This window comes from Pseudomonas sp. GW821-FHT02A08, assembly GCF_059422045.1.
In genome coordinates this window covers 66,073-92,721 of record NZ_JBWKWD010000013.1, presented here as the reverse complement: position 1 = coordinate 92,721, position 26,649 = coordinate 66,073, and the positions used below count along the sequence as shown (strand labels likewise).

General features: G+C 61.2%; 28 protein-coding genes. 10 read left to right on the top strand and 18 right to left on the bottom strand.

From position 1 onward, the window contains the following. Nucleotides 1–6: 6 nt before the first annotated feature. The 5 genes from cysB to AC07W4_RS12105 form a co-directional block, all read right to left on the bottom strand. Nucleotides 7–981, bottom strand: coding sequence for an HTH-type transcriptional regulator CysB (gene cysB, locus AC07W4_RS12125; protein WP_015094029.1), 975 nt, complete (start codon nucleotides 979–981; stop codon nucleotides 7–9). Nucleotides 982–1,094: 113 nt separating this feature from the next. Beyond that, nucleotides 1,095–1,598, bottom strand: a complete 504-nt coding sequence (locus tag AC07W4_RS12120; RefSeq protein WP_495032565.1) for a universal stress protein — start codon at nucleotides 1,596–1,598, stop codon at nucleotides 1,095–1,097. A 95-nt stretch (nucleotides 1,599–1,693) separates the two neighbouring features. Next, a complete protein-coding gene (locus AC07W4_RS12115) occupies nucleotides 1,694–2,599 on the bottom strand; it encodes a 5'-nucleotidase (protein ID WP_008049063.1) in 906 nt (301 codons plus the stop codon). Nucleotides 2,600–2,624: 25 nt separating this feature from the next. Continuing rightward, complete coding sequence (locus tag AC07W4_RS12110) at nucleotides 2,625–3,578, bottom strand: putative 2-dehydropantoate 2-reductase (protein ID WP_495032564.1); 954 nt, start codon at nucleotides 3,576–3,578, stop codon at nucleotides 2,625–2,627. Continuing rightward, nucleotides 3,575–3,961 (bottom strand): thioredoxin family protein, encoded by a 387-nt coding sequence (locus tag AC07W4_RS12105; RefSeq protein ID WP_495032563.1) that lies wholly within the window; start codon nucleotides 3,959–3,961, stop codon nucleotides 3,575–3,577. The genes AC07W4_RS12110 and AC07W4_RS12105 overlap by 4 nt, the downstream gene beginning before the upstream one ends. Here AC07W4_RS12105 and AC07W4_RS12100 point away from each other — a divergent pair. Together AC07W4_RS12100 and AC07W4_RS12095 are read left to right on the top strand one after the other, a co-directional pair. Further along, entirely contained in the window at nucleotides 3,960–4,403 is a 444-nt protein-coding gene (locus AC07W4_RS12100) for a PilZ domain-containing protein (protein ID WP_495032562.1), read from the top strand. The genes AC07W4_RS12105 and AC07W4_RS12100 overlap by 2 nt on opposite strands. A 187-nt stretch (nucleotides 4,404–4,590) precedes the next feature. Further along, nucleotides 4,591–5,667, top strand: coding sequence for a 3-deoxy-7-phosphoheptulonate synthase (locus AC07W4_RS12095; RefSeq protein ID WP_008049059.1), 1,077 nt, complete (start codon nucleotides 4,591–4,593; stop codon nucleotides 5,665–5,667). A gap of 85 nt (nucleotides 5,668–5,752) precedes the next feature. Here AC07W4_RS12095 and AC07W4_RS12090 read toward each other — a convergent pair whose 3' ends face one another. Beyond that, nucleotides 5,753–6,040 (bottom strand): GNAT family N-acetyltransferase, encoded by a 288-nt coding sequence (locus AC07W4_RS12090; protein WP_008049058.1) that lies wholly within the window; start codon nucleotides 6,038–6,040, stop codon nucleotides 5,753–5,755. A gap of 639 nt (nucleotides 6,041–6,679) precedes the next feature. Here AC07W4_RS12090 and oprI point away from each other — a divergent pair. Further along, the gene (gene oprI, locus AC07W4_RS12085) at nucleotides 6,680–6,931 is read left to right on the top strand and encodes an outer membrane lipoprotei OprI (protein ID WP_003199355.1); all 252 of its coding nucleotides are present in this window, start codon (nucleotides 6,680–6,682) and stop codon (nucleotides 6,929–6,931) included. A 123-nt stretch (nucleotides 6,932–7,054) separates the two neighbouring features. On the opposite strand, the gene AC07W4_RS12080 is transcribed toward oprI, so the two are convergent. From AC07W4_RS12080 to AC07W4_RS12070, 3 genes are all read right to left on the bottom strand, one after another. Continuing rightward, nucleotides 7,055–8,029, bottom strand: coding sequence for a L,D-transpeptidase family protein (locus AC07W4_RS12080; RefSeq protein ID WP_495032561.1), 975 nt, complete (start codon nucleotides 8,027–8,029; stop codon nucleotides 7,055–7,057). Between the two features lie 418 nt (nucleotides 8,030–8,447). Continuing rightward, the gene (locus tag AC07W4_RS12075) at nucleotides 8,448–8,741 is read right to left on the bottom strand and encodes a hypothetical protein (RefSeq protein WP_007991769.1); all 294 of its coding nucleotides are present in this window, start codon (nucleotides 8,739–8,741) and stop codon (nucleotides 8,448–8,450) included. A 56-nt stretch (nucleotides 8,742–8,797) separates the two neighbouring features. Next, complete coding sequence (locus AC07W4_RS12070) at nucleotides 8,798–9,403, bottom strand: arylesterase (protein ID WP_008049055.1); 606 nt, start codon at nucleotides 9,401–9,403, stop codon at nucleotides 8,798–8,800. A 10-nt stretch (nucleotides 9,404–9,413) separates the two neighbouring features. On the opposite strand from AC07W4_RS12070, the gene AC07W4_RS12065 reads away from it, so the two are divergent. Genes AC07W4_RS12065 through greB form a run of 3 tightly spaced genes read left to right on the top strand, consistent with a single transcriptional unit; the run spans nucleotide 9,414 to nucleotide 13,133 of the window. Next, on the top strand, nucleotides 9,414–10,097 hold the full coding sequence (locus AC07W4_RS12065) for an ABC transporter ATP-binding protein (RefSeq protein ID WP_495032560.1): 684 nt from the start codon (nucleotides 9,414–9,416) through the stop codon (nucleotides 10,095–10,097). Beyond that, on the top strand, nucleotides 10,097–12,601 hold the full coding sequence (locus AC07W4_RS12060) for an ABC transporter permease (RefSeq protein WP_495032559.1): 2,505 nt from the start codon (nucleotides 10,097–10,099) through the stop codon (nucleotides 12,599–12,601). The genes AC07W4_RS12065 and AC07W4_RS12060 overlap by 1 nt, the downstream gene beginning before the upstream one ends. Before the next feature lie 34 nt (nucleotides 12,602–12,635). After that, nucleotides 12,636–13,133 (top strand): transcription elongation factor GreB, encoded by a 498-nt coding sequence (gene greB / locus AC07W4_RS12055; protein ID WP_007973570.1) that lies wholly within the window; start codon nucleotides 12,636–12,638, stop codon nucleotides 13,131–13,133. 3 nt (nucleotides 13,134–13,136) lie between these two features. Here the strand turns inward: greB and AC07W4_RS12050 are convergent, their stop codons facing one another. The 3 genes from AC07W4_RS12050 to AC07W4_RS12040 all read right to left on the bottom strand — a co-directional run bounded on the left by AC07W4_RS12050 (nucleotide 13,137) and on the right by AC07W4_RS12040 (nucleotide 15,652). Continuing rightward, the gene (locus tag AC07W4_RS12050; RefSeq protein WP_495032558.1) at nucleotides 13,137–13,445 is read right to left on the bottom strand and encodes a class I SAM-dependent methyltransferase; all 309 of its coding nucleotides are present in this window, start codon (nucleotides 13,443–13,445) and stop codon (nucleotides 13,137–13,139) included. Nucleotides 13,446–13,692: 247 nt separating this feature from the next. Further along, nucleotides 13,693–14,127: a DoxX family protein gene (locus tag AC07W4_RS12045; RefSeq protein ID WP_008049052.1), complete on the bottom strand. Its 435-nt coding sequence runs from the start codon at nucleotides 14,125–14,127 to the stop codon at nucleotides 13,693–13,695. 103 nt (nucleotides 14,128–14,230) lie between these two features. Continuing rightward, nucleotides 14,231–15,652, bottom strand: a complete 1,422-nt coding sequence (locus AC07W4_RS12040; RefSeq protein ID WP_495032557.1) for an MltF family protein — start codon at nucleotides 15,650–15,652, stop codon at nucleotides 14,231–14,233. 224 nt (nucleotides 15,653–15,876) lie between these two features. On the opposite strand from AC07W4_RS12040, the gene AC07W4_RS12035 reads away from it, so the two are divergent. From AC07W4_RS12035 to AC07W4_RS12025, 3 genes are all read left to right on the top strand, one after another. After that, nucleotides 15,877–16,686 (top strand): TatD family hydrolase, encoded by an 810-nt coding sequence (locus AC07W4_RS12035; RefSeq protein WP_495032556.1) that lies wholly within the window; start codon nucleotides 15,877–15,879, stop codon nucleotides 16,684–16,686. Between the two features lie 204 nt (nucleotides 16,687–16,890). Next, nucleotides 16,891–18,372, top strand: a complete 1,482-nt coding sequence (locus AC07W4_RS12030) for a methyl-accepting chemotaxis protein (protein ID WP_495032555.1) — start codon at nucleotides 16,891–16,893, stop codon at nucleotides 18,370–18,372. A 220-nt stretch (nucleotides 18,373–18,592) separates the two neighbouring features. Further along, nucleotides 18,593–18,958: a terminase gene (locus AC07W4_RS12025; protein ID WP_495032554.1), complete on the top strand. Its 366-nt coding sequence runs from the start codon at nucleotides 18,593–18,595 to the stop codon at nucleotides 18,956–18,958. Here the strand turns inward: AC07W4_RS12025 and AC07W4_RS12020 are convergent, their stop codons facing one another. The 3 genes from AC07W4_RS12020 to AC07W4_RS12010 all read right to left on the bottom strand — a co-directional run bounded on the left by AC07W4_RS12020 (nucleotide 18,959) and on the right by AC07W4_RS12010 (nucleotide 21,139). Then, nucleotides 18,959–19,756, bottom strand: a complete 798-nt coding sequence (locus AC07W4_RS12020; RefSeq protein WP_495032553.1) for an acyl-CoA thioesterase — start codon at nucleotides 19,754–19,756, stop codon at nucleotides 18,959–18,961. Between the two features lie 245 nt (nucleotides 19,757–20,001). Continuing rightward, nucleotides 20,002–20,760: a CHAD domain-containing protein gene (locus AC07W4_RS12015; RefSeq protein ID WP_495032552.1), complete on the bottom strand. Its 759-nt coding sequence runs from the start codon at nucleotides 20,758–20,760 to the stop codon at nucleotides 20,002–20,004. Nucleotides 20,761–20,860: 100 nt separating this feature from the next. Then, nucleotides 20,861–21,139 carry a hypothetical protein gene (locus AC07W4_RS12010; protein ID WP_495032551.1) on the bottom strand — a complete coding sequence of 93 codons (279 nt, stop codon included), beginning with the start codon at nucleotides 21,137–21,139 and terminating at the stop codon, nucleotides 20,861–20,863. A gap of 220 nt (nucleotides 21,140–21,359) precedes the next feature. On the opposite strand from AC07W4_RS12010, the gene AC07W4_RS12005 reads away from it, so the two are divergent. Next, nucleotides 21,360–22,397, top strand: a complete 1,038-nt coding sequence (locus AC07W4_RS12005; RefSeq protein ID WP_495032550.1) for a patatin-like phospholipase family protein — start codon at nucleotides 21,360–21,362, stop codon at nucleotides 22,395–22,397. Nucleotides 22,398–22,568: 171 nt separating this feature from the next. Here the strand turns inward: AC07W4_RS12005 and AC07W4_RS12000 are convergent, their stop codons facing one another. From AC07W4_RS12000 to kdpC, 3 genes are all read right to left on the bottom strand, one after another. Beyond that, on the bottom strand, nucleotides 22,569–23,258 hold the full coding sequence (locus tag AC07W4_RS12000) for a response regulator (RefSeq protein WP_008049040.1): 690 nt from the start codon (nucleotides 23,256–23,258) through the stop codon (nucleotides 22,569–22,571). Nucleotides 23,259–23,306: 48 nt separating this feature from the next. Then, a complete protein-coding gene (locus AC07W4_RS11995; protein ID WP_495032549.1) occupies nucleotides 23,307–25,958 on the bottom strand; it encodes a DUF4118 domain-containing protein in 2,652 nt (883 codons plus the stop codon). A gap of 131 nt (nucleotides 25,959–26,089) precedes the next feature. Beyond that, the gene (gene kdpC / locus AC07W4_RS11990) at nucleotides 26,090–26,635 is read right to left on the bottom strand and encodes a potassium-transporting ATPase subunit KdpC (RefSeq protein ID WP_495032548.1); all 546 of its coding nucleotides are present in this window, start codon (nucleotides 26,633–26,635) and stop codon (nucleotides 26,090–26,092) included. Between the last annotated feature and the right edge of the window lie 14 nt (nucleotides 26,636–26,649).

The following is a 26,649-nucleotide window of genomic DNA, read 5'->3' as shown; positions in this document are numbered from 1 at the left end:
ACGCTGTCAGTGAACGGGCAGTTCAACGCCCTCGAACAGTTCTTCCAGTTCCTGCTTGTTGTGGCACTGAATGGCCTTGGCCATGACTTCGCGGGTCAGGTGCGGCGCGAACTTCTCAATGAAGTCGCACATGAAACCCCGCAGGAAGGTACCGCGGCGGAAGCCGATCTTGGTCACGCTGGACTCGAACAGTTCGCTGGCGTCGAGTACCACCAGGTCGCTGTCGAGCTTGGTATCGACAGCCATTTTCGCCACGATGCCCACGCCCAGCCCCAGGCGAACATAGGTCTTGATCACATCGGCGTCGGCGGCGGTGAACACCACTTTCGGCGTCAGGCCGCGATGGCTGAAGGCTTCGTCGAGCTTCGAACGGCCGGTAAAACCGAACACGTACGTCACGATCGGGTATTCGGCCAGTGCTTCGAGGGTCAGCTTCGACAGTTTGGTCAGCGGGTGGCCCTGAGGCACGACCACGCAACGGTTCCAGCGGTAGCACGGCATCATCACCAGGTCACCGAACAGCTCGAGCGCTTCGGTGGCAATGGCGAAATCCACGGTGCCGTCAGCGGCCATTTCGGCGATTTGCATCGGCGACCCCTGGTGCATGTGCAGGGCAACGTCCGGGTATTGCTTGATGAAATTGCTGATCACCGGCGGCAATGCATAGCGCGCCTGGGTGTGAGTGGTGGCAATCGACAGGGTGCCTTTCTTCTCGTTGGAGAATTCCTGGGCGATCTGCTTGATGCTTTCAACCTTGCGCAGAATTTCGCCAGCGGTGGTGATGATGCGCTCGCCGGCCGGGGTAACGCGGGTCAAGTGCTTGCCGCTGCGGGCAAAAACCTCGACGCCCAGTTCGTCTTCCAGCAGACGGATCTGTTTGCTGATGCCGGGTTGAGAGGTGTAAAGGCTTTGGGCTGTAGCGGAAACGTTGAGGTCGTGGTGCGCCACTTCCCAGATGTAGCGCAATTGTTGAAGCTTCATATGAATCCCTCAAAGCAGGTAGACGCCACGGGCATCAGCGACGATATATAACTATATTAATGGCTCGAAGAATAAATCTAGAACTTTTTTATCAAATTGCCATTATTCGTGTCCTAGCGGTCCCCTTGACGACGACGTTGCACCAGCGGCACCAGATAGACCGGCACCTTGGACAGTTGCAACACACGGGCGGCGGTTCGTCCCAGAGGCGTTTCCGCACCGGCGCCGTGGCTGTGACTACCTACGATCAACAAATCCACAGAGAGTTTCTGCGCCTGGTCCAGAATCACCTGCGATGGATCGCCCTGCAGCACCCGTACTGCTTGAATCCGCTCCAGGTCGTGCTCCCCTTCATCCCCCAATTCCTCACGAAAACTGGCGAGCACCCGCTGCTCGATACTGGCGATCACCGTATTCAGGCCCTGGCTGTGAAACTCATTCAGCGCCTGCTCATCGAGATAACTTTGCAGCACCGATTCGGCAAACAACCCCATGGGTTCAACCGCATGCACGACATACAAACCGGCATTGAAGGTCCTGGCCAGTTCCAGGGCATGCTGCATCACCACGGGCGCGTACAGGCCAAGGTCAGTGGCATACAGCATCGTACGAATCATATGACCTCCTCGACTGCCAACATGGCGGAGATTTGATTCAGCTTAGCAGTGCCTTGGCGACTACGGCGTCCGGCGCAACGCATTGAACGGTGGGCTTAAACCTTTTGCTCGTTGCTTATGCCATGGGGCACATGACCGGTGGCCACGACTTCACGGGCCAATTCACAGTGGCCGGCCTGATCGTCGAAAAACACGTCGGCCGCGAAGGCTTCGAGAAAGGCCGACTTGGTCAGGCCGCCGAGGAACAGCGACTCGTCGAGACGGATGTCCCATTCGCGCAACGTGCGAATGACCCGCTCATGGGCTGGCGCCGATCGCGCGGTGACCAGTGCGGTACGGATCGGACAGGTGTCCTGCGGGAACTCACGCTGCAACAGATTGAGGGCCGCAAGAAAACCCTTGAACGGCCCGCCGCGCAACGGCTCGCGGGCTGCCTCACGTTCGCTGGCCTGGAACGCTTCCAGACCACCGGCCTGATAAATGCGCTCCGACTCATCGGAAAACAGCACCGCGTCTCCGTCGAAGGCAATGCGTAACTCGTCGCTGGCCGCACGGCTGGCACCGCCAGACAGAATGGTCGCTGCCGCGAACCCGGCGTCCAGCGCATTGCGTACGTCTTCGGCGTGGGTCGAGAGAAACAGGTCGCAGCCAAAGGCCTTGAGGTAGGGATATGGACTGCGCCCGCCGACAAAAGCCGCACGGGAGATCGCCAGCCCGTAGTGATCAATCGAGTTGAACACCCGCAGCCCGGTGTCGGCGCTGTTGCGCGACACCAGAATCACCTCGACCCGGGCGCGGCCGAGGCTGTTGTTGAGGTTCAGGAGTTTCTGCACCAACGGGAAGGCATCGCCGGGCTCGAGGATTTCGTCTTCATGTTCGATCTGATATTGCCGGTAGGCTTCGACGCCACTCGACAGGTAGACCTTGTGGCTTTCGCTCAGGTCGAACAGCGCCCGCGAAGAAATCGCCAGCACCAGTTTGTCGTCAATTGCCTTTGGCATGCCCTTCCCCCTCAGGTCGGTCGACTCAGGTGTTGCGTCGATCAATGAAACTCAAACTGCGATACAAGGCCTCGATGCGTGGCATCTCACACCCGGCCGCCTTCGCCGCCGCCAAAGGCCGGGCGTAGATCGCGGCCAGTTCCAGCGGTCGCTTGTGCAAGTAATCGTGGTACATGCTCGGCCAGTAGTCGGGCATCTTTTCAGTCACCATGAACAAATGCTCGGCATACCCTGCCGGTACGTCGTGCCCGCAGGCGATTGCGCCTTGCACCACTTCAGCCATCAGCGCCTTGATCAGCTCGCGACTGTCGGCATCGGCCATCAACGGTGTAGTGCTCGCTCCCAGCAAAACCGAGAGACCGTTGTAAGGGATATTCCAGACCAGTTTTTGCCAACGCGCCTGATGTAAATTCGCCATGGCCTGGGAATCGAGGCCGGCGCTGCGAAACAGCCCGACGCCCTCCTCGACAATCGCAGTGCGTGCCGGCCCATCGGCGGGACCGCTGTGGTACCCCACATGCACCGCGCCCAGCGCCTGATGGGTAATGACGCCCGGCGCCTCGCGATGGACGCAGATGTAACAGAGGCCTCCAAGCACATGCAGCGAATCGGGAAGCAACGCGCGCAGGCTGTCTTCGACGTCCAGGCCGTTTTGCAGCAGCAGTACCTTGGCGTTCGGTGCCGCCGCCTGCAGGATGGCGGGTGCCAGGTCGGCGTTGCTGGTGGTTTTCGCCCCCACCAGCAGCCAGTCGCAGGGCGGCATGTCTTCAGCGTTCGAATAAGCCTGTACCGGATTCAGTTTCAGCGCACCGTGGGGCGCGCTATCGACTTGCAACCCGTGCTCGGTCACGGCGCAAAACTCGCTGCGCAGCAGAAAATGCACATCAAAACCGGCACGCGCCAGCATCACCCCGTAGAAACCGCCGATTGCGCCGGTCCCGATAATGCCGATCGTCGGCCTGGCAACTGCTCCCATCATGGCAACTCCTCTGCTGTTCGACTCAGCGCCTGGCGCACGGCCCGATTGAGCTCGGTGTCGGTCAGGCGCGACTTCAGTGTTCCAAAGAATTCGCCGTCGCGAACGACAAACAGCGCCGGCAAGTGAAAGACCTGATAACGCTCGACCACCCCGCCGTTGTTGCCGGCATCGATCCAGCACAGTCGGTCGACTGCCAGGTCGAGTGTCGGCAATTGCTCGCGGGCAAAACGGCAACCGGAGCAGCCGACACTGGTGAAAATGACCAGCGATACACCGCTCATCGCCAGCAGCCGTTGGTCGGCGTCAAAATCGGTCAGTTCCAATTCGACCACTATACTGGGGGGAACAATGTCAGATGGCCGACACATGGAGTCTGTGTTCATGGGACGTTTTATTCCTCACCCTGACGATGTGCCCGTCGAGTTAACGTTGCTGAAACCTGAGTGTATTTCGCGACGACAGCTGCACACTATCAGCCTCGGCGGCATGGCTTGCAATTATCACCGCGCGTGGCGCCACGGCACGGCGCTGGAGGTACGCATGCCGACCGTGAACCCGGACATGCGCTACCTGGGCTATGTCGCCTGGTGCCTGCGACGCAAGCACGGTTACCTGGTAGGCATCGCTTTCGTCGACGAACAAACGCTGTTCAGCGCCCGGATGGGCGAACAGGTGTGCCAGATCGAACGCTACTGCCGCCTGCATGACGCCCACGAAGACTTGCAGGATATCCAGGCCCTGGCCCTCGAATGGGTCCAGGAGCATGCCGACGAGTTCTCTCACGATTCGGTGCGCAAGGCTTTTGCGCAACCGGTGCTGGAATAGAGGCATTCTTGATCGGTTTACCCCTCACGGCAGGGAAACTGACTGCGAAAGCCCACCAAACCGGCGTCTGCCCATTGTCGAGCCACGGTGTAACGCGCTAAGGTTCAGCTCCCCGACGCGCTTAATTTGCTGTGCTCCGCCGCGCGGGTTCGCTGGCGGCCGGCACCCGTGACCTGACGAGTAAACGATGGCTGATTTACCGATCAACGACCTAAACGTCGCCTCCAACGAGACACTGATCACTCCCGATCAGCTCAAGCGCGATATTCCCCTGAGCGACGCCGCACTGCGCACCGTCACCAAAGGCCGCGAAGTCATTCGCAACATTCTGGATGGCACCGACCATCGCCTGTTCGTCGTCATCGGGCCTTGCTCGATCCACGATATCAAGGCTGCCCACGAATACGCCGATCGCTTGAAAGCCCTCGCAGCTGAAGTGTCCGATACCCTGTATCTGGTCATGCGCGTGTATTTCGAGAAGCCACGCACCACCGTCGGCTGGAAAGGCTTGATCAACGACCCGTACCTGGACGACTCGTTCAAGATCCAGGACGGCTTGCACATCGGTCGCCAGTTGCTGCTGGATCTGGCGGAAAAAGGCCTGCCGACCGCCACCGAAGCCCTCGACCCGATCTCCCCGCAGTATCTGCAGGACCTGATCAGCTGGTCGGCTATCGGCGCGCGTACCACCGAATCCCAGACTCACCGTGAAATGGCCTCCGGCCTGTCCTCGGCCGTCGGCTTCAAGAACGGCACCGATGGTGGCCTGACCGTGGCGATCAACGCCCTGCAGTCGGTTTCCAGCCCGCATCGCTTCCTGGGCATCAACCAGGAAGGTGGCGTGTCGATCGTGACCACCAAGGGCAATGCCTACGGTCACGTGGTGCTGCGCGGCGGCAACGGCAAGCCGAACTACGATTCGGTCAGCGTTGCACTCTGCGAGCAGGCGCTGAACAAGGCGAAGATCAAGCCGAACATCATGGTCGATTGCAGTCACGCCAACTCCAACAAGGATCCGGCCCTGCAACCGCTGGTGATGGAGAACGTCGCCAACCAGATCCTCGAAGGCAACAAGTCGATCATCGGCCTGATGGTTGAAAGCCACCTGAACTGGGGCGCCCAGGCGATCCCGAAAGACCTCGCCGACCTGCAGTACGGCGTGTCGATCACCGACGCCTGCATCGACTGGACCGCGACCGAAAATACCTTGCGCAGCATGCATGCCAAGCTCAAGGATGTGTTGCCTAAACGCGATCGCAGCTGATCGCCTGTTTGGCGGTGCAAAAAGCGCACACAAAAAAACGCCGGGCTGAACCCGGCGTTTTTTTATGCATTCGTTTTGTTGAAGGTCACTGACTCAGCTTGGCCGCATGCCGCTGGTGACGCTCCATGTAGCGCTCGACGTAGGAGCACGATGGAATGACGGTGTAGCCCATTTCGTCAGCGTACTCCAGCGCCCTCTCGGTCAAGGCTGCCGCAATACCGCGACCACGCAATGCGTTGGGCACGAAGGTGCGATAGATATCCAGGGTCTGTTTCCCCAGATCCATATAGGTCAGATAGGCACGATGACCGTCCACATTGGTCTCGAACTGATGACCAGCCTGGTCATGGTGGATGGACAACGCCTCGCTCATCACTACTCCTCGCGGGTCTGGAATTCCGACCCCTACCTTACCGATGTTTTTCCGGCGAAGGAACATCTACGCCACCCCGTGCCTGAATGGACACCGAGAAGAGCTGCACCGATCTCGCGCTACCGAGCACGTACAAATAGTAGGCACCATTGGCAGAAATGCTCAAGGTGCGCTCGTCATCGTGCGGGTTGGCGGGTGCTGCTCCGGATCACGCAGGATTGCGCTCGACCGAAGATCACTCCAGGTCGATAGCCTGTACATTGCCGGATGTTGAGACTTAAGACGAGCACCCGTTGTTAAAGTCACCTGAACATCGAGAAAGATATTGAGAGGCGCTACACAAAAGCCGAACAAAAGTGTAGACGAATCCATGTAGGTGGACTTTAGCCAGACTGAAAAACAGCGCCGTGCCACAGGAACTTTTTCTCGTCGGCTCGCTCAGCCACGGGCCTTGCAGCTGGATATTTTTTAAACAATTCAGTTAAAAGTTGCTCGAAAAAGAATCAACGCCTACAATTTTTTTTGCTTCTTGCGTCACGTCAGTTTTACTTACTACAAGTAATGGGTAGTATGTACGCCGGCTATTTCCTCAATCGGAGGAGATAGCTACTTAATAGAAAGTCCTTGAAGGGGAACACGATGAACAACGTTCTGAAATTCTCTGCTCTGGCTCTGGCCGCAGTTCTGGCTACCGGTTGCAGCAGCGCATCGAAAGAAACCGAAGCACGTCTGACCGCTACTGAAGACGCAGCTGCTCGCTCCCAGGCTCGTGCAGACGAAGCTTACCGTAAAGCTGATGAAGCTCTGGCTGCTGCTCAAAAAGCACAACAGACTGCTGACGAAGCTAACGAGCGTGCTCTGCGCATGCTGGACAAAGCTAGCCGCAAGTAATAATCCTTCGGGATTGTTATCAAGCCGACCCATTTTTTGGGTCGGCTTTTTTATTGCCCGGCGTTTCTCCAGGCAATAAAAAACCCGTCGACGCGGTCAGCGTCGACGGGCTCTTTGCCAGCGTTACTGCAGCGGGTCGATCGGCATGCTGGACACCATCGGCGTAACGCCGTTGCCCGGCACAGCGATCTCGACCGGCAGGCCGTCTTCAGCGGCGACCACATCACGCACCACATCCCAGTTCATGCGCAGGTTGTTGGTGATGTCTTCGCGCTTGAGCATCGCATTGATGACCGCGGTGTGCTTGTCGACCACCGACGGGTTGCCCTTGTCGTCCAGCGGCGTATGCGCCTCCAGATAGACCTTGCCGCCACTCAGGCCGAACTTGTACGGGTCGTTGATGATCCGCACCGACGTACCGACCGGCACCATGCCCGCCATTTCCAGCACGTTGTTGTTGAACATGCGGAAGCAACCGTGGCTGGTGCGCATGCCGATGCCGAACTTCTTGTTCGAACCGTGGATCAGGTAGCCCGGCGTGCCCAGGGTGAACTTGAACGGCCCCAGCGGGTTGTCAGGGCCGGCCGGCACGACGTTGGGCAGCGGATCACCGTCGGCTGCGTGCTCGGCCTTGATCGAAGCCGGAGGCGTCCAGGTAGGGTTCGGTGTCTTGGCGGTGATACTGGTGTGGGCAATCGGCGAACCCCAGCCTTCACGACCGATACCCAGCGGGAACGTGTACACCACGTTCTTGCCTTTGGGGTAGTAGTAGAGGCGGTACTCGGCCAGGTTGATCACGATGCCTTCACGCGGACCTGGTGGCAGGATGAAGCGGGTGGGCAGGATGATTTCCGTGCCGGCGCCTGGCAACCAGGCATCGACACCCGGGTTGGCCGCGACCATTTCCGTATAGCCCAGATCATAGGCGGTACCAAGGTCGGCGAAGGTATCTTCGTATTTGGCCTTGATCACCTGCACCTGGCCGATGATGTCCTCACCTGGCGGTGGCAGGGGAAACTCCAATGCTGCGACTGGGCCGGCCACAAAGAGGGCGGCAAGAGTCAGGCAGCGGGTGACGGCAGGAAAACGCGGCAACATCCGGAAAATCCTTCGCATGATCAACAGAGGGTATAAGAACGCGATTGTACACCGCTGTCCGTTATTTCGGGGAGATGCCCCGATTGCAGGCACTGTAAGGCGATTTTACGATTATTCTCGCTCCCACATTGGGTCCCCTGGCCACTGAAGATCCCTGTGGGAGCGGGCTTGCTCGCGAAAGCGGAGTGTCAGCCAACAGAGATGTTGAATGATCAACCGCATTCGCGAGCAAGTCGGATCGCCGCACCGCCGCTCCCACAGAAGAGCAAAGGCCGAGCGGCGTACACCTTCGCTCTTCACCACTCATCAGGCCGAGCGTTAGCTCGCCTGCAGCTCTTGCTCTTGATCCACCCGCCCCCTCGGGAGGCCTCGTTCCGGTGTTCATCCGGGGGGAAGGCGCGCAGCGCCGTTCGGCGGGTCAAAGCTCGAATCGCAACTCCGGCCAGATCGGTGAAGTGCCCCGCTTCTGCGACTCAAGAATGGCCCGGCACAACGAACACAGTCGCTGATCCTGAAACACCCGGCGATCAACACTCGACCAGCGAGGCGAAGCCGGCAACAGACTGCCACACAGGGTCCGGTCCGCCGAGCCGCCCAACTCCAGCTGACGGGTCACCAGATGCACCCGCACTTCCTGGCAGGCGAACAGATCCAGCTGTTCGTCAGGCTCGATCAGTTGGTAGGCAAATAGTGACCAGGCGGGACGCGGCATCGGGGGCTCCAAATCGGGGGCGCCACCTTAGCCGAAAGCCTGCTTCTAGAAAAGTGTCATAACAGCGGTTTTAGGGTAGGCCAGACATTTTCCAGCAACTTGTCCTGGGCCCCGGCCGCCGGGTGTATGCCGTCGGCCTGCATCAAGTCCGGATGGCCGCCCACGCCGTCGAGGAAAAACGGCACCAACGGGATCTTTTTCTCGTCGGCCAGGTTGCTATAGACCTCGGCGAACGCCTTGGTGTAACGCGCACCGTAATTGGGTGGCAATTGCATGCCGAGCAGCAACACCTTGGCACCGCTGGCCCGAGAGCTGTCGATCATCGAAGCAAGATTTTGTTGCAATTGAGTTGGCAGCATTCCGCGCAGGCCGTCATTGCCGCCCAACTCGAGGATCACCAGCTCCGGTTTATGCTCTGCAAGCAGCGCGGGCAGGCGCGCCTGGCCTCCGGCACTGGTGTCGCCACTGATGGACGCATTGATCACTTTGTCGTCGAAACCTTCGCGCCTGAGCCGTTGCTCAAGCAGCGACACCCACCCCAGCCGGGTATCCAGCCCGAAACCGGCGCTGATACTATCGCCAACGATCAGGACTGTACCCGCCGCTGCGTTTTGGGCCATGCACATCAAGGCCAGGCCAGCACTCAAAAACCACACACGCATCGGACTCTCCATGGGCGCAAGCATTCTCATCGCGAAGGACCTTAGCAAAGTGGTTCCCAGCGCGGAAGGTGAACTGACCATCCTGCACCAACTCAGCCTGGAACTGAACAAGGGCGACAGCCTGGCCATCGTCGGCGCTTCCGGCTCCGGCAAGTCCACCCTGCTGGGTCTGCTCGCCGGCCTCGACCTGCCGAGCAGCGGCGAAGTCACCCTCGCCGGGCAAGGCCTGAGCAACCTCGATGAAGACCAGCGTGCGCGCATCCGCGCCGAGCACGTGGGTTTTGTCTTTCAATCGTTTCAGCTGCTCGACAGTCTCAATGCCCTGGAAAACGTCATGCTGCCGCTGGAGCTCGAGGGCCGCAAAGACGCCCGCGAACGCGCCACCCAATTGCTGCAACGGGTGGGACTGGGCAAACGCCTGACTCACTCGCCGCGCCAGCTCTCCGGAGGCGAGCAACAGCGCGTGGCGATTGCCCGCGCGTTTGCCGCCGAGCCCGATGTGCTGTTCGCCGACGAACCGACCGGCAACCTCGACAGCCACACCGGTGAGCGTATCAGCGACTTGCTGTTCGAGCTCAACCAGGAACGCGGCACGACCCTGGTGCTGGTGACTCACGATGAACGCCTGGCCCATCGCTGCCGGCGCCTGATCCGTCTTGAAGCCGGCCTGCTGGTCGCCCCTCTGGAGCCTTGATGGCACGTCTGCCGCTGTTGCGCCTGTTCAGTCTCGCCATCCGCCAATTGCTGCGCGATGCCCGCGCCGGTGAATTGCGCGTGTTGTTCTTCGCCTTGCTGGTGGCCGTGGCCGCCAGCACCGCCATTGGCTATTTCGGTGCCCGTCTGAACGGCGCCATGATGTTGCGCGCTACCGAATTCCTCGGTGCCGACCTGCTGCTCGAAGGTAGTTCGCCTGCGCGTCCCGAACAGATCAGAAGCGGCACCGAACTGGGTCTGGAGCACGCCCAAGTGGTGGAGTTCTCCAGCGTCATCGCCACCGACAACGGCATTCAACTGTCCAGCATCAAGGCGGCCGATGACACCTACCCGCTACGGGGCGAATTGAAAAGCGCGCCCGCCCCCTTCGCCACGGAAACAGTCGGCGGCGGACCGCAACCCGGTGAAGCCTGGGTCGAGGCACGCCTGCTGACCGCCCTGGACCTGAAGATCGGCGACAGCATCGATGTCGGCATGAAAACCCTTAAACTGGCGCGGGTGCTGACCTACGAACCCGATCGCGCCGGCAATTTCTACAGCCTGACGCCGCGGGTGCTGATCAACCTCGACGACCTTGCGGCCACCGGCGTGGTCCAGCCCGGCAGCCGGGTTAGCTATCGCGAACTGTGGCGAGGCAACGCTCAGGCACTCGAGACCTATCGGCAACTGATCAAACCGGGGCTCGCCGCCAACCAGCGCCTGCAGGACGCCCGCGACGGCAATCGACAGATCGGTGGCGCCCTGGGCAAGGCCGAGCGCTACCTGAACATGGCCAGTCTGGTGGCGGTGCTGCTCTCCGGCGTAGCGGTGGCGTTGTCGGCGACCCGCTTCGCCACCCGCCGCTTCGATGCCAGTGCCTTACTGCGCTGTCTCGGACTGTCGCGCCGGGAAACCATGGTGTTGTTCAGCCTGCAACTGACCGTGCTCGGGCTACTGGCCAGCATCAGCGGCGCCTTCCTCGGCTGGCTCGCACAACTGGGGTTGTTTGCCCTGCTGCATGAGTTGCTGCCGACCGACGTGCCTCCGGGCGGACTGTTTCCGGCCGTCGCCGGGATCGGCACCGGGCTGGTGGCGCTGGCCGGTTTCGCCTTGCCGCCGCTGGCGGCTCTGGGTCGGGTTCCGCCATTGCGTGTGCTGCGCCGGGACATGCTGCCGATCCCTTCCAGTACATGGATGGTCTACGGCGCAGCGCTGGGCGCCCTCGGCCTGATCATGTGGCGTCTGAGCCTGGACCTGGTGCTGACCTTTGCCCTGCTCGGCGGCGGCGTGATTGCAGCACTGGTGCTGGGCGGTTTGTTGTTGCTGCTGTTGAAGAGTCTGCGGCGCATGCTTGCCCGTGCGTCCTTGCCCTGGCGCCTGGGACTGGGCCAACTGCTGCGCCATCCCCTCGCTGCCGCCGGGCAGTCCCTGGCATTCGGCCTGATTCTGCTGTCGATGGCGCTGATTGCGCTGCTGCGCGGCGAGTTGCTGGACACCTGGCAGAACCAGCTGCCGAAGAACGCGCCAAACTATTTCGCGCTGAACATCCTGCCAGCGGACAAACAGGCCTTCACCGACCACCTGATCACCGTGTCGGCACAATCGGCGCCGCTGTACCCGGTAGTGCCGGGGCGCTTGATCAGTATCAACGGCGAGCCAGTGCAGCAAATCGTCACCAAAGAATCGGCTGGCGACCGGGCGATCCAGCGCGACCTGAGTCTGACCTGGGCCGCGGACCTGCCGTCGGGCAACAAGCTCACGGCCGGCAACTGGTGGAACGAACAAACGCCGGACGATATTCCCGGTGTGTCGGTAGAAGGCAAGGTCGCTGAAAGCCTGAAAATCAAGCTCGGCGATCATCTGGTTTTCAGCGTTGGCGGGGCCAATCGCGAGGCGAAAGTCACCAGCCTGCGGGAGATCAACTGGGACAACTTCCAGCCGAACTTCTTCATGATCTTCCAGCCCGGCACCCTAAAGGATCTGCCAGCGACGTACCTGACCAGTTTCTATCTGGCATCCGGTCATGACCAACAGATTGTCGACCTGTCCCGCGCCTTCCCGGCGGTAACGATCCTGCAGGTCGAAGCCTTGCTGGAGCAACTGCGCAGCATTCTCGCCCAGGTGACCCTGGCGGTGGAGTACGTGTTGTTGTTCGTGTTGGCGGCGGGGATGGCAGTGCTGTTCTCCGGCCTGCAAGCGACGCTGGACGAACGCATTCGCCAGGGTGCATTGCTGCGGGCACTGGGCGCGGAGCGGCAGTTGCTGATCAAGGCTCGACGCATCGAGTTCGGCTTGCTGGGCGCGGTCAGTGGTTTGCTGGCGGCGCTGGGTTCGGAAGTCGTCAGTTGGGTGCTGTACCGCTATGCCTTTGACCTGCCGTGGCATCCGCATCCATGGCTGTTATTGCTGCCACTGCTGGGCGCCGTGCTCATTGGTGGTGCCGGGGTGTTCGGCACCCGTCGGGCGTTGAACGCCAGCCCGCTGACAGTCCTGCGCGAGGGTTGATAGACTCCTGCCATCCTCACCACAAGAAGCTGTCATGAGCCGTTACCGCCCTCCCCGCACTGCCGGCACCGCGCTGATCACCCCCGAGGGCGAAGCGCGGATGCGCGCCGAGTTCCATGAGCTGTGGCATGTTCGTCGGCCCCAGGTTACCCAGGCTGTCAGCGAAGCCGCGGCCCAGGGTGATCGCTCGGAGAACGCCGAATACACCTATGGCAAAAAGATGCTGCGAGAGATCGACAGCCGCGTGCGTTTTCTCACCAAACGCCTGGAAGCGCTCAAGGTTGTCAGCGAAAAACCCAGCGATCCGAACAAGGTCTATTTCGGCGCCTGGGTCACGATCGAGGACGAGGATGGCAAGGAGTCGCGCTACCGCATTGTCGGGCCCGATGAACTGGACCTCAAACAGGGCCTGATCAGCATCGACTCGCCCCTGGCCCGCGCACTGATCGGCAAGGCACTGGACGCCGAAGTCCGGGTCCAGACACCGACCGGCGAACAGTGTGTGTACATTGTGGCAATCGACTATCCGTGAGCCTTAACGCCGGGTAATCAACCCTTGCCGGGCAACGCGGGTCAGTTGCCGGATCACTTCAGGCGCATCTTCGAGGCTGGGGGACTGAATCACTGCCAGATCGAAACTGTCGTCGGCGAAACGAGCGAGGGACTCACCGTCTTCGACAAACTGGATCAGGAAGGCAGCGGGACCGCCGGTACGACGTGGCCAGCCATCGAGATAACGCAAGAGCGTCGGCTGATGTTTGCCGCCAAGCAGGATTTTTGGATTGCGCTGGGTCAGGTGTGCCGTGATCGGCGCGGGACGTACAACGGAGTTGAGTGCATTCATTGTGTCGTGTCTCTGCCTCAAAAGTCTGCATGGCAGGTGAGAGGCAACACCGAACCAGCGCTTTAGCGGAATTTCGAAGCCTGTTCCGGCTTCTATCGGCAACTGGATGAGTCACCTGGCGCCCCGCAAGTAGCTGTTTAAATCGGCGCATGAGCAACATCCTAGAGAAGCTGACTGGACAGTGTCAAGAATGACGCTCAACAAAAAAGGCCCGCGCAATGCGGGCCTTTTCGTTGAGCCAGAGCGGTCAACCGGCAATGGCACGGTCCGCCGAGAGTTTGCCCGCACCTTCGATCAATACCGCGATACTGCCACCGAGCAACGCCAGGGCGAACTCATAACCGTTGTTGGCCATGAACAGACCGTTGCTGATGTGCACCGAGAAAATTGCGACTAGCGACAGGAAGATCAGGCCCAGCGCGGCCGGGCGAACCAGCAAGCCGATGATCAGGGCCAGGCCGGCGAAGAATTCGGTGCCGCCCGCCAGTGCCGCCATCAGGTAACCCGGCGTCAGTCCGATGCTTTCCATGTACTGCGCGGTTCCAGCCAGACCATAGCCGCCGAATGCCCCGAAGAGTTTCTGCGAGCCGTGAGCGGCGAAAATAATGCCGACCACGATGCGCAGAACGGTCAGGCCGTAGCCAGCGCGGGTGGACAGTACCTTGTTGATCAGAGTGCTCATGCTGTTTCATTCCTTGTAGGTGTGTGTTGGTTGGCCGCTATATTAATCAGTAATTCACATGTTAAAAGCGCAAAAAACCCGTCATAACAATCAGATTAGTTGATCATTTGCGTGAGGCAACCTTTTGCCCCTGGGGCTCCAACGACTCCCGCTCCCGATCGAACGCCAAGTAATACTTGTTCACGCTATTAACATAGCTGACAGGCCCCATACCCACTTGCTCCATGGCCACGCGTTCGACCTGGAAGAACCACTGGTTGGGATTCAAGCCTCGCCGCCGGGCTTCGGTGCGCATGCCCTGAACCCGCTCCGGCCCGATGTTGTAGGCCGCCAACACGAAGGCCATGCGTTCGCGCTCGTTGAGTTTCGGGCTGGCAAAGAACTTGCGCCGGATCATCGCCAGGTACTTGGCCCCGGCCTGCACATTACCGTCTACGTCCTGAATATTGCTGACCCCCACCCGTTGCGCCGCAGAAGGCGTGATCTGCATCAGGCCGGTCGGGCTGCCGCCACTGCGGGCGGTGGGCTGCAACGCTGACTCCTTGAAGGCCAGCGCCGCCAGGTTCAGCCAGTCCATGCCCTGGGCATCGGCGTGTTTCTGCAGCACCGGGCGGAGTTTTTCCAGGCGCTGCCGGTCCGCCTTGGCCAGTGGATAGTGCACTTGATAGAGACGACGATAGATGCGCAGGAATGCAGCGTCCTGATCCGATGGTTTTTTGTAGACGGTGAGGAAGCGATTGATGCTGGCCCGCAGCATCGACGCATCGCGGCGCACGAACCAGAACTCTTCGCCTGGCTCACTGATGAGTACCTGCTTGTCGAAACGCAACTTGGGCAGGATCTTGCCCCAGCGCTCGGCGATCGGCTGCTCGACGATGGTCAGGTGGAAGATCCCGCCCTGCACCATTTCCAGTACGTCCTCGACGGCAAGGCTCGGATCGACCCATTCGATGGTGACCGGTGGCAGTTTGTGCAGGGCGAGCTTTTGATTGATCTGGCTGACGGCATCCCCGGCGGCGCTGCCGGCGGGTAATGCCAGGGTCTTGCCGGAAAGCTGTTCAAGCCGGGTGTAACGGCGTTCGCCCTTGATGCCCACCAGGACCAACGGGATGTTGCTGGCAATCGGCTCACTGGTGCTGACGGCGAACCCCGGTTGCAGATCGAGCAACTCGCCTGGCGCCACCAGATCGCCCTCCCCGCGCTGCAATGCGCCGAGCAGTTGATCCTTGGCCTTGGGAATGATCTTGAGGGTGATTTCCTGGCCGTCACGGGCGTGGCCGTTGAGGTATTGCTCGAACGCTCTGAGGCGATGGTATTCGACCCCGATCGCCTGCCCCTGGACTTCGCCGGAACTGTTGCGGCTCTGGTTGACCAGAACCCGCAGCACACGACTGCTGCGGATCTGCGCAAGGTCGCGCACCTCGCTGGCCGGTACGGCTTGCAGCGGCCCGGGCAGACGCGCGACCGCCGTCATCGGCAGTAGCAGCGAACAACACAGCAGTAGCAAAACCGAGGGACGAATCATCCACTCTCCGGAAAGAATATGAGGCCGCTTCAATGAAGCGCGGCGACAAAAACAGGGCGCCCAGGGCGCTGACAACGCACGAAAGACTGGCACAATGATGGCAAAACTACCAACCCAGCCTGGTCCACGGCTCAAGAGACAGCGTTAACCCGTTGTAGTTCTTGGCTTTTCTTATAAATCCACGGCTCTGATATGCTTTCCGGCCTTTGGGCCGAGGTAGCACCATGCAACTCATCGATATCGGCGTCAACCTGACCAACGCCAGTTTTGCCGACAAACACCAGGCCGTACTCGATCGCGCCTACGCAGCCGGCGTGTGCCAACTGGTGCTGACCGGCACCAGTGTCGAGGGCAGTGAACAGGCCCTCGAAGTGTGCCAGCAACTGGACGAAAGCGCCCTGCGCCTGTTCGCCACCGCCGGTATTCACCCTCACTGCGCCAGCGACTGGAACGCCGACAGCGCCCGACGTTTGCGCACCTTGCTCAACGAGCCGAATGTGGTGGCCGTGGGTGAATGCGGGCTGGATTTCAACCGTGATTTCTCGCCGCGCCCGCAGCAGGAAAAGGTCCTGGAAGAACATCTGGCCATGGCCGTTGAATTGCAGCTGCCGGTTTTCCTGCACGAACGCGACGCCAGCCAGCGATTGCTGGAAATCCTGCGCGACTTCCGCGATCGGCTGCCGGCCGCGGTGGTGCACTGCTTCACTGGCGAACAGAAGGCGCTGTACAGCTACCTCGACCTCGATCTGCACATCGGCATCACCGGCTGGATCTGCGACGAGCGCCGGGGCACGCATTTGCATCCGTTGGTCAAGGAGATCAAGCGCGGGCGCCTGATGCTCGAAAGCGATGCACCGTATCTGCTACCGCGCAGCCTTCGCCCCAAGCCGAAAAACGGGCGAAACGAGCCGGCGTACCTGACCGAAGTATTGCGCGAAGTGGCGCTGCATCGCGGGGAAAGCCAGGAAGACCTGGCGGCGCACACCACAGCCTGTGCCCGGGCGTTCTTCGGGTTGCCCTCCATCCCACAGTAAACACAGAACCTCCTGTGGGAGCGGGCTTGCTCGCGAAAGCGCTGTATCAATCGACTTCAATGCTGAATGACACACCGCCTTCGCGAGCAAGTCGGATCGCCGCACCGCCGCTCCCACATTGACCTGTATCAAAATCCGAATTCTGCATGGCGGCACAATAATGGCACCTTGCCAAAACTGTTTCCGCTATCAGAGAAGACCTCCATGGGTGCCTGGCTTAGCAATATCTCGCTGAAATACAAATTCTGGGCGGTCAATGCCGTCGCGTTCGTCACCACCCTGTTGTTAGTGCTGTACGCGGTGCAGCTTGAACAGCAGGCCCGTAGTCATGCGTCCCGGGCCTCGGCCCAGGCACAAGCGCGATTGCTGGGTGACTGGCCTGCCGCGCAGCCGCTACCCAGGGCCGATAACCTTCTGACATTCAGTCGCGGACAGGCGCCGTCACTGGATGGACAACCCGTGCTTGAACTCACCGACTCAAACGGCTGGGTCGAGATCAACGTGATGCCGCTGTTCGGTGACAACCCGTTGATGGGTGCCGAAGTGTTTACCCGTGCCGACGGCCAGCAGGTCGCCGTAATTGCCCACGGCCCAAGCCTGAGTCAGGTTTTCAGCGAGCGCTTCGCCAACTACGCGCTGGCCGTGTTCATCCTGATGCTGGCAATGCTCGGCGCATCGCAGTTATTGATCCGCTTCCTGCTCACCCAGCTCAACACTTTGAAAGACGTCATGTTGCACGTGGAGAAAAGCGGCGATCTGTCGGCCCGCGTGCCATTGGCTTGCAGCGACGAAGTCGGGCAAATGGCCAACGCCTTCAACGCCATGCAGGCCGGTTATCAACGGGTGGTCAACACCGTCGCCAGCACCGCCCGACAACTGGACATCGGCGCCGCACGGCTGGCGGCCAGCATGAATGACGTGCGCCACGGCATGCTGGGCCAGCAAAGCGAAACCGATCAGGCCGCCACGGCGATCAATGAAATGACCGCCACGGTCTATCACATCGCCCAACACGCAGGTGCCACCCGTGACCTTTCGCAATCGGCCAATACCCTGGCCGGCAGCGGGCAAGAGGTCGTGACGCGGGTGCAGCGCTCGATTGCCGGACTGTCAACCGGTGTCCAGCAGACCGCCGAGATGATTCAACGCCTGGCCGAGGACAGCCAGAAGATCAATGGCGTGGTCAACGTGATTCACAGCATCGCCGAGCAGACCAACCTGTTGGCATTGAACGCCGCCATCGAAGCGGCCCGAGCCGGCGAGATGGGTCGCGGTTTCGCGGTGGTCGCCGATGAAGTACGCAACCTCGCCAAACGCGTGCAGGCCTCCACGGATGAAATAACGATCATGGTGTCGGCATTGCAAGCTGGCACGCGGGACGCCGTGGATTTCATGCAGGAGAGCTCGTTCAAGGCCGACGACTGCGTACAACAGGCGCAAGAGGCCGGCGCGGCATTGGCCGAGATCACCGGCGCGGTGGCGCAGATGCGTGAAAGCAACACGCAGATCGCGGTGGCGGCCGAGCAGCAGAGCCAAGTGGCGGAAGAGATGAACCGGGCGGTAGTGAGCATCCGTGACGTGACCGAGAACACGGTGCAGCAGACGGTGACGTCGGCGACCACCAGCAATGAGCTGGCGGCATTGGCCGGGGAGTTGAGCAAGGCTATCGGTCAGCTCAAACTTTGAGGACCTCTTCGCGGGCAAGCCCGCTCCCACAGGGGACCGCGTTCTTTCATTGGAATACGGTCAAAATGTGGGAGCGGGCTTGCTCGCGAAGGCGTCAGAACTGGCACCATCTATTCCAGTCATGACACCTATCAAGCCAATAGCCAGCCTTGATTCGCCGCCAGCATAGACCGGGCCTATTCTTCCTACATGTGTTCAACATGGATCGAGGATCGGCATCATGGGCAAACGTCACCCCAACCTACCCGCCTGGCAATGGCGAGCGTACCCGAACAATCATCAGCACCCGACCAATCTGGTGCTGCACCTGATCGCAGTGCCGCTGTTCATCGTGGCATTTCTGCTGATTGTGTCCGGGGTGTTCAGCCTGAGCCTGGCAAACATCGCCATCGGCGTGATCGGACTGATTGCGGCGCTGGCCTTGCAACGCCACGGCCACAGCCTGGAGACCCAAGCCTCCGAACCCTTCAGTGATCGCAAGGATGCGGTATCGCGCCTGCTGGTCGAGCAGTTCCTGACGTTTCCGCGGTTCTTCCTCAGCGGTGGCTGGTGGCGCGCCTGGCGTGAGCGCCACCGCCGTCACTGATCAGGCGAACACGGTCACCGTCTGCCGGCTCATGGCGATCAACCGGCCATCCGCGCTCCACATTTTTGCGGCGGCATGCCCGTAGCCGTCGGCGGCGTATTCGGTTTCGACGAGGTATTTGCACCAGTCCAGGGTGGTCAGTTCCAGCAACGGCTGCACGAATTCGATGGTCCAGGTCAGCGTGCTGCCCATCGCCGGCTTCTTCAAAAACGGCATCAGGGCCGGCGGCCAGGCGTCCACCAGCGCCAGGATATGCGCCTCGCCGATAGCTTCCTCCTTTACGTCGCCGCGCAAGCGTACCCAGCCGCCCATTTGCCGGGATGTGCTACCGCTGAACGGCAACCCGCCGACACTCCAGCGCATCGCCAGATGGCGCATGAATTCCGGGATGACGCCTTCGACGAAAGGCAATTCCTGGCATTCGTCCCAGTGCTTCATTTCCGGTGCCGGTTCAGCGGCCACCGCCACTTCCGAAGGGCGCGAGGCGCCGAAGCTGCCCTGGATCAACGTCACCACCTGGCCCTTCTGCACCGCCCGGCCCAGCACTTGGCTGACGGCCTTGCCTTCGCGCAATACGTCGACTTCAAAACTGACCGGTACTTCGGGCTCAACCGGGCCGACAAAGGTGATCGCCAACGAACGCACCGGCCGATCCGCCGGAACCCGGGCGCGCATCGCTTCGTACTGCAAAGCCGCCACCAGGCCACCGAAACTGGCGCGCCCCTGGGCCCATGAGGCCGGAATAGACAGCTCCAGCGGCTGGCTGCGGACAGCATCGAGCAGTTCGGAAAAACGCATGAAAACCTCAGGGGTCGGAAAAAGATGAAGGGATCTTAACCATCTGGCGAGGTGGATACATCGCCTATTCCGGACAAATTGACTGACAGATAAGTCGCGCAGGTTTCATATCGAACATAACCCCCCTGTGGGAGCGGGCTTGCTCGCGAAGAGGCCATCAGCCTAAGCATCAATGCTGACTGACACACCGCTTTCGTCGGAGCGCCGCCCGGAGCAAGCCCGCCCCCACATTTGATCGGTGGTGATCAGGATTTGAAGCAATCGCGGCTGAGTTTTTCCAGCACCTGGTCCGCACGGCTTTCCGCCTCGGCCATGGTGGCTTGCCACACTGCAACACAGGGCTGCAAATCCGCTTCCCGTTCGGCCATGGCCAGCCATTGCACGCAATCATGCCAGTCGCCCAGCGCGCCCTGGGCCGATTTCAACCGGGGCATGGCCGCTTTCGGCAAACGGTCCAGCTCGGGGTAAGCGTCGATGCCATAGCGCACGCGCTTGATCAGCAGGCGCAGCCGATGACGGTCATGGGTCGGATCGTGCAGTGCCTCGTCGAGTTTTTTCCACTGCTTGCCCAGGCGTTTCTGGATGCGCTTGCGCAGGCCCTTGAGCAGTCCCTGGCGCTGGGCGGCACGCAGAAAACGCGGAAAAGCATCGAGGACGATCAGCATTTGCGCGAGCTCGGGGCAGGCAGCCACGGCCGGATAGGCCTCGGCCATTTGCGCCATGCGCCACTGTGCGGCTTGGGGTTGATGGTGCTGGAGCAAGTACGCCGCCAGCACTTCGCGATCACGTAATGGCGTGGTCAGCCCCCCCAACCGGGAGGCCGCCGCTTCCAGTTGTTCGACGCCAGGCAGCCCGCGCAAAGGTCGTAGCAGGCTGCGCAACCGCCGCATGGTCGTGCGCAGGTCGTGTAACGCTTCAGGATCAGTACGCTCTTTCAAGCGGGCCTGACAGGCCAGCAGACGAACTTCCAGGCCCAGAATCTGAGCCACCAAGCGATCGATCATGGGGGTTTACTCCGTAAACAGCGCCAGATTGCAAGCTCCAGGCTGCAAGCTCGATGGGTCTCGCAATTTTCAGCTTAGAGCTTGTAGCCGCCTTTCGCTTTCAACGCCCCGCGCGCGACTCACGAATATAGAAACGGGCCTTCTCGGCTTTTTTGGCGCAGCCTTCGAACCCCTCGAATTGCTGCTGGGTCTTGGCTGCGGTCAACAGCGACAAGGCCTTGGAGTAGCTGACGGTCCCGGCGAAACCTTCAGCCTTGGCCAGGTCCAGCTCATGCCACGCGGCATCCAGGTTACTCCCGCAACTGTCGCGATATGCGGTTTTGCCGGCACAACCGGCGAGTGCCAGGGCAATCAATGGCAAGCAGATCCAGGCTTTCATCACTCATTCCTCAAAGATAGGTCAACAGTCGTGCAGGTAAGACGGTGTGGCACCTGAAAAGTGCCGTTGGTCCGCTATGCAACTATAGCGCTGACGAGAATAATCATGTGCCGCCATGGAGTGTCGAAAATACGACGCACTTGTCCCCTCGAACGACCATGGCGATTGAAGCATGACCCTCGATGGGTGCATTGTTGAACCATTCAAACGAGGGCGATCCATGAAAAAGCGTGTCGCACTGGTATTGGGCTCGGGTGGAGCCCGGGGTTATGCGCATATCGGCGTCATTGAAGAGATCGAACGGCGCGGCTATGACATTGCCTGTGTCGCCGGTTGCTCCATGGGCGCGGTGGTGGGCGGGATCTACGCCGCCGGCAAACTCAATGATTACCGCGACTGGATCGAGAGCCTGGATTATCTCGACGTGTTGCGCCTGGTGGACGTCAGTTTCCGTCTGGGGGCGATTCGTGGCGAAAAAGTCTTCGGGCAGATCCGCAAGATCGTCGGAGAGATCAACATCGAAGATTTGCGTATCCCCTACACCGCCGTGGCCGCCGACCTGACCAACCAGCAGGAAATCTGGTTCCAGGAAGGTTGCCTGCATCAGGCCATGCGCGCCTCGGCAGCGATTCCCAGCCTGTTTACTCCGGTGATGCAGGGCAACCGCATGCTGGTCGATGGCGGCATTCTCAACCCGCTGCCGATCGTGCCGGTGGTGTCGAGTCATTGCGACTTGATCATTGCGGTCAACCTCAACTCCACCAACCAGCGCCACTATCAATTGCCGGTCATCCAGCGTCCCGCCGCCTTCAAGACCCGCTTCGACAGCCTGATCAATTCCCTGGGCTCGAAGCTGCCGTTCCGCCGCAAACAGGCCGAGCAATTGTTGATCCTCGAGCAGGAAGCCCTGAGGGCCGAAGGGGCGGACCTCAATCCGTGGATCGAATCCGCCGAGCCCGAAGCGCAGCAACCCGCCGCCGCTCCGGAAGCCAGTGGCGCGCCCCGCTCCGCCACCGGTTCGTTCATCATCGACAACGTCGGGCCAGCGTCCTTGCTCGACTTGATCAACCAGAGTTTCGAGGTGATGCAGACGTCGCTGGCGCAATACAAGATTGCCGGGTATCCGCCGGACATCCTGATCAACGTGCCCAAGCGCGTGTGCCGGTTTTTCGAGTTCTACAAGGCGCCGGAGCTGATCGCGCTGGGACGGGAGATTGCGCGCGATACGCTGGATCGGTATGAGAATGAGCAGAATTGAACGTCTGAAAGTTCTCAGGTGACTATCAGGGCCTCTTCGCGGGCAAGCCCGCTCCCACAATGACCGCGTCGGTCACAATTCATGTGTACGACGCGAACCCTGTGGGAGCGGCGGTGCGGCGATCCGACTTGCCCGCGAAGTGGCCCTGATAGTCACCACAAAATTTCAAAACTACTCACTCAACAACCGATACCCCACCCCCGCCTCGGTGACGATAAACCTTGGCCGGGTCGGGTCATCCGCCAGTTTCTGGCGCAAGTGCCCGACCACAATGCGCAGGTAATGAGTGTCTTCGGTGTGCGTCGGCCCCCAAATGTCCTTGAGCAATTGCTGCTGGGTGATCACCCGCCCGGGATGCCGTGCCAGTTGCGCCAGCACGGCGTACTCCTTGCGGGTCAGCGCGACTTCGACATCGTCGAGCAGCACCCGGCGATACGCCAGGTCGACCGTCAACGGACCGAAGCTCAGCGCCGCCTGTTGCACCTCGCCTGCGGGCGCCTGGCGCAATAACGCCCGGATCCGCGCCAGGAACTCCTGAATGCCGAATGGCTTGGTCACGTAGTCATTGGCGCCGCCATCCAGGGCCTCGACTTTCTGCCCTTCACCGGCGCGCACGGAGAGCACCAGCACCGGCACCGTCGACCACTCGCGAAAGTCGCGCAATACCTGTTGGCCGTCCATGTCCGGCAAGCCAAGATCGAGCACCAGCAAGTCCGGTTTGTTCAACGCCGCTTGCGCCAATCCTTCACTGCCGGTACCCGCCTCCAGCACTTTGTAGCCCTGGGAAGCGAGGCTGATGCGCAGGAACTTGCGGATCTGCGGTTCGTCGTCAATGACCAAAATGGTCGCGGTCTGGCTCATGAATTCACATCAAAACAAAGAAGTTGCAAGAGAGTAGCGCAAGCGCGGTCAGGCTTCACTTTCGTATCCCGGCTGAGCCTGTAGCGGCAAGTGCAACGTGATGCAGGTGCCGCGCCCCTCGATGCCGTCGGCGACGCTGATGCGCCCGCCATGGGCACCGACCATGCCCTGACAAATCGCCAGCCCCAGCCCGGTACCCTGCCCGCCACGATCCCCCCGGGCCGCGGTGTAGAACATGTCGAAAATCTTCGCCCGTTCCTCTTCCGGTATCCCCGGGCCCTCATCGCAGACCGAGAAAAACAGCTCACTGTCATCGGCCCCGGCGCGCAGTTGCAAGCGCCCGTGGGGTGGCGAAAACCGCGCGGCGTTTTCCATCACGTTAATCAGGGCCTGTTCGATCAGCGCGGCATGCACATACAGCAGCGGTAACTCGGCCGGCACCTCGGTAGTGACCTGCAACGACGCAAGAACTGCCCGCAGGCGATTGAGCGCACTGCCGACGATGTCCGCCGGCGATACCCAGTCCCGCGCCAGCTTCAGGGCTCCGTGGCCGAGGCGGGTCATGTCGAGCAGATTCTGGATGTAACGGTCCAGGCGCTCGGCTTCATCGCGGGTGCCTTCGAGCAGTTCACGCCGGTCCTCCAGCGGGATCGCTTCCCCCAGGGCCAGCAGGCTATCGATACTGCCGCGCATGGACGTCAACGGAGTGCGCAAATCGTGGGACACCGAAGCCAGCAAGGCGCTGCGCAGTTGCTCGGTTTCGCCGTGCAGCCGCGCCGCCTCCAGATCATCGGCCAGTTGCGCCCGGGCCAGCGCCTGGGCCAGCGGCTGGCTCAGCGCGGTCAACAAGCGTCGGCGCTGGCCGCTCAGGGTCTGGCCTTCCCTGGCGCACACGCCAAGCAACGCCAGCGGGCCGTCTTCCACCGACAATGGCCACCACCACCAGCGGCCGAACGGCAATGTACCGGTGCCCGCACCTGCCGGTTGATCGTGCTGCCAGGCCCAGTCGGCGGCGGCGCGTTCGGCTTCGCTGAACTCCAGCGGGCCACCGGTTTCGACTTTCCAGCCACTCTGCCCGTCGCGATTGAGCAGGCACAGTTGCACATCGCTCCAACCGTTGAGGTGCTGGGCGGCCGCACTGACCACGGCCTGGCGGTCGGTGGCGGCAGTCAGTTTGCGTGACAGGTCGAGCAATTCAGTGGTCTCTTCCTGGGTATCGCGCAGCGCCTGCAATTGCCTGCGCTGGCGCGCCGCGAGGTTGCCGGTGAGGGCAGCCATCAACAGGAAAAACAGCAAGGTCAGCACATCTTCTTCGCGCTGTATGCTCAAAGAAAAAGTCGGTGGAATGAACAGGAAGTCATAGGTCAGGAACGACAGCGCCGCACAGGCCAACGCCGGACCGAGGCTGCTGCGCACCGCCACCAGCAACACCGCCGCAAGGAACACCAGAGAGATATTCGGCAGTGGCAGCACGCTCGCCACAGCCCAGGCCAATGCGCTGGCCAGTACCGTCGCGACCACGGCCAATGCGTAGTCGAACCAGACCAGTGAATGCATCGACCGCCGATGGGGTTGCAGCTGTTGGTGATCGCTGTCGAGAACGTTGATCTCCAGCCCGCGCGCATTGCGCAGCAGTCGCGCCGCCAACCCACCACCGAACAGACGCCGGCGCAATCGCGGCCGGGACTGGCCGACCAGCACCAGGCTGGCGCGGCGTTCGGCGGCATGCTGGATCAGGGTTTTCGCCACTTCACCGGCGCGCAGCAACACCACCTCGCCGCCCAGGCGCTCGGCCAGTTGCTGGGCACTCTGCAGACGCAGGCGCGACTGCTCGTCACGCACGCTGCCGTTGTCCACGTGCACCAGGCTCCAGGGCAGGTGCCGCCGCTGGGCCACACGACTGGCATGACGCACCAGGCGTTCGGCCTGGGCATCGCCGTCGACCCCCACCAGCAAACGCCCGCGCACGGCCGGCGCCGCTTGCCCCAACTGACGATACCCTTGGGCCAGATCGTTATCGACCTGCGCCGCCGCGGTTTGCATTGCCAGTTCGCGCAGGGCTGTCAGGTTGGTCTGGGAAAAGAACGCGTCGATGGCCGCCCGCGCCTGCTCCGGCACATAGACCTTGCCATCGCGCAGACGCTCGAGCAGCTCCCGTGGAGGCAAGTCGATCAGCAGCAATTCATAGGCTTCCTGCAATACCCAGTCCGGCAGGGTTTCGCGGACCTGCACGCCGGTGATGCCGCGCACCTGGTCGTTGAGGCTTTCCAGGTGCTGAACGTTGATCGTGGTGTACACATCGATGCCGGCGGCGAGCAGTTCCTGAATGTCCTGCCAGCGTTTTTCGTGACGACTGCCGGGTGCGTTGGTGTGCGCCAGTTCGTCGACCAGCACCAGCTTCGGCTTGGCTTTGATCAGACCGTCGAGGTCCATTTCTTCAAGCAACACGCCACGGTACTCGGAACGTACCAACGGCTGCTGCGGCAAGCCGCCGAGCAGTGCTTCGGTTTCCGCCCGGCCATGGGTTTCGACGACGCCGGCGATGACTTTCACCCCTTGGCGCAACTGGGTGTGGGCCGCTTGCAGCATGGCGTAGGTCTTGCCGACACCCGGCGCGGCACCGAGAAATACCTTTAGCCGGCCACGGCCATCGCGGGGCAGGTCTGCTAACAGCGCGTCGGCGCGGCCGGAGTTGCTCATGCTTGGAGTTCTCGTCTTTCAGATGTTGATGTAGTGATTGTCAAACCGTCTTCGCGAGCAAGCCCGCTCCCACAGGAGTACGCATTCCAATTGTGGGAGCGGGCTTGCTCGCGAATGGCAGCACCACGGACCTAAAGCTTTTCCAGCGCCAGATTCAACTCAAGCACATTCACCACCGGCGGGCCTATCAGAGGCTGTTCGATGTGGGCGTCCAGCAGTTGTTGCAGCGTCGCTACCGGCAAGTTGCGCGCCGTCGCGACACGCGCCAGTTGATAGGCAATCGCCGCCGGTGGCAAGTGCGGATCGAGACCGCTGCCCGACGTAGTGACCAGCGCCAATGGCACCGGTCCCTGGCCGGGCACCAGCAGTTTGCTGGCATCTTCGAGTACCCGCGTCGCCAGCGCCGGGTTGCTCGGCGACAGGTTGCTGGCACTGCTCGACACGGTGGCAAAGGCACCGGCCGAAGGACGCGGGTGGAACCAGGCGTCGCCGACGAAATCCTGGGCGATCAGCGAGGAGCCGCGAACCTTGCCCTCGGCATCGCGCACCAGGCTGCCGTTGGCCTGATCCGGGAACGCGACCTGGGCCACGCCGGTGACCACCAGTGGATAAGCGACCCCGGTGATCAGCGTCATCAGGACCAGCAGGCTCAGGGCCGGGCGTATCAATGTGGACATATCAAAATCCTCGA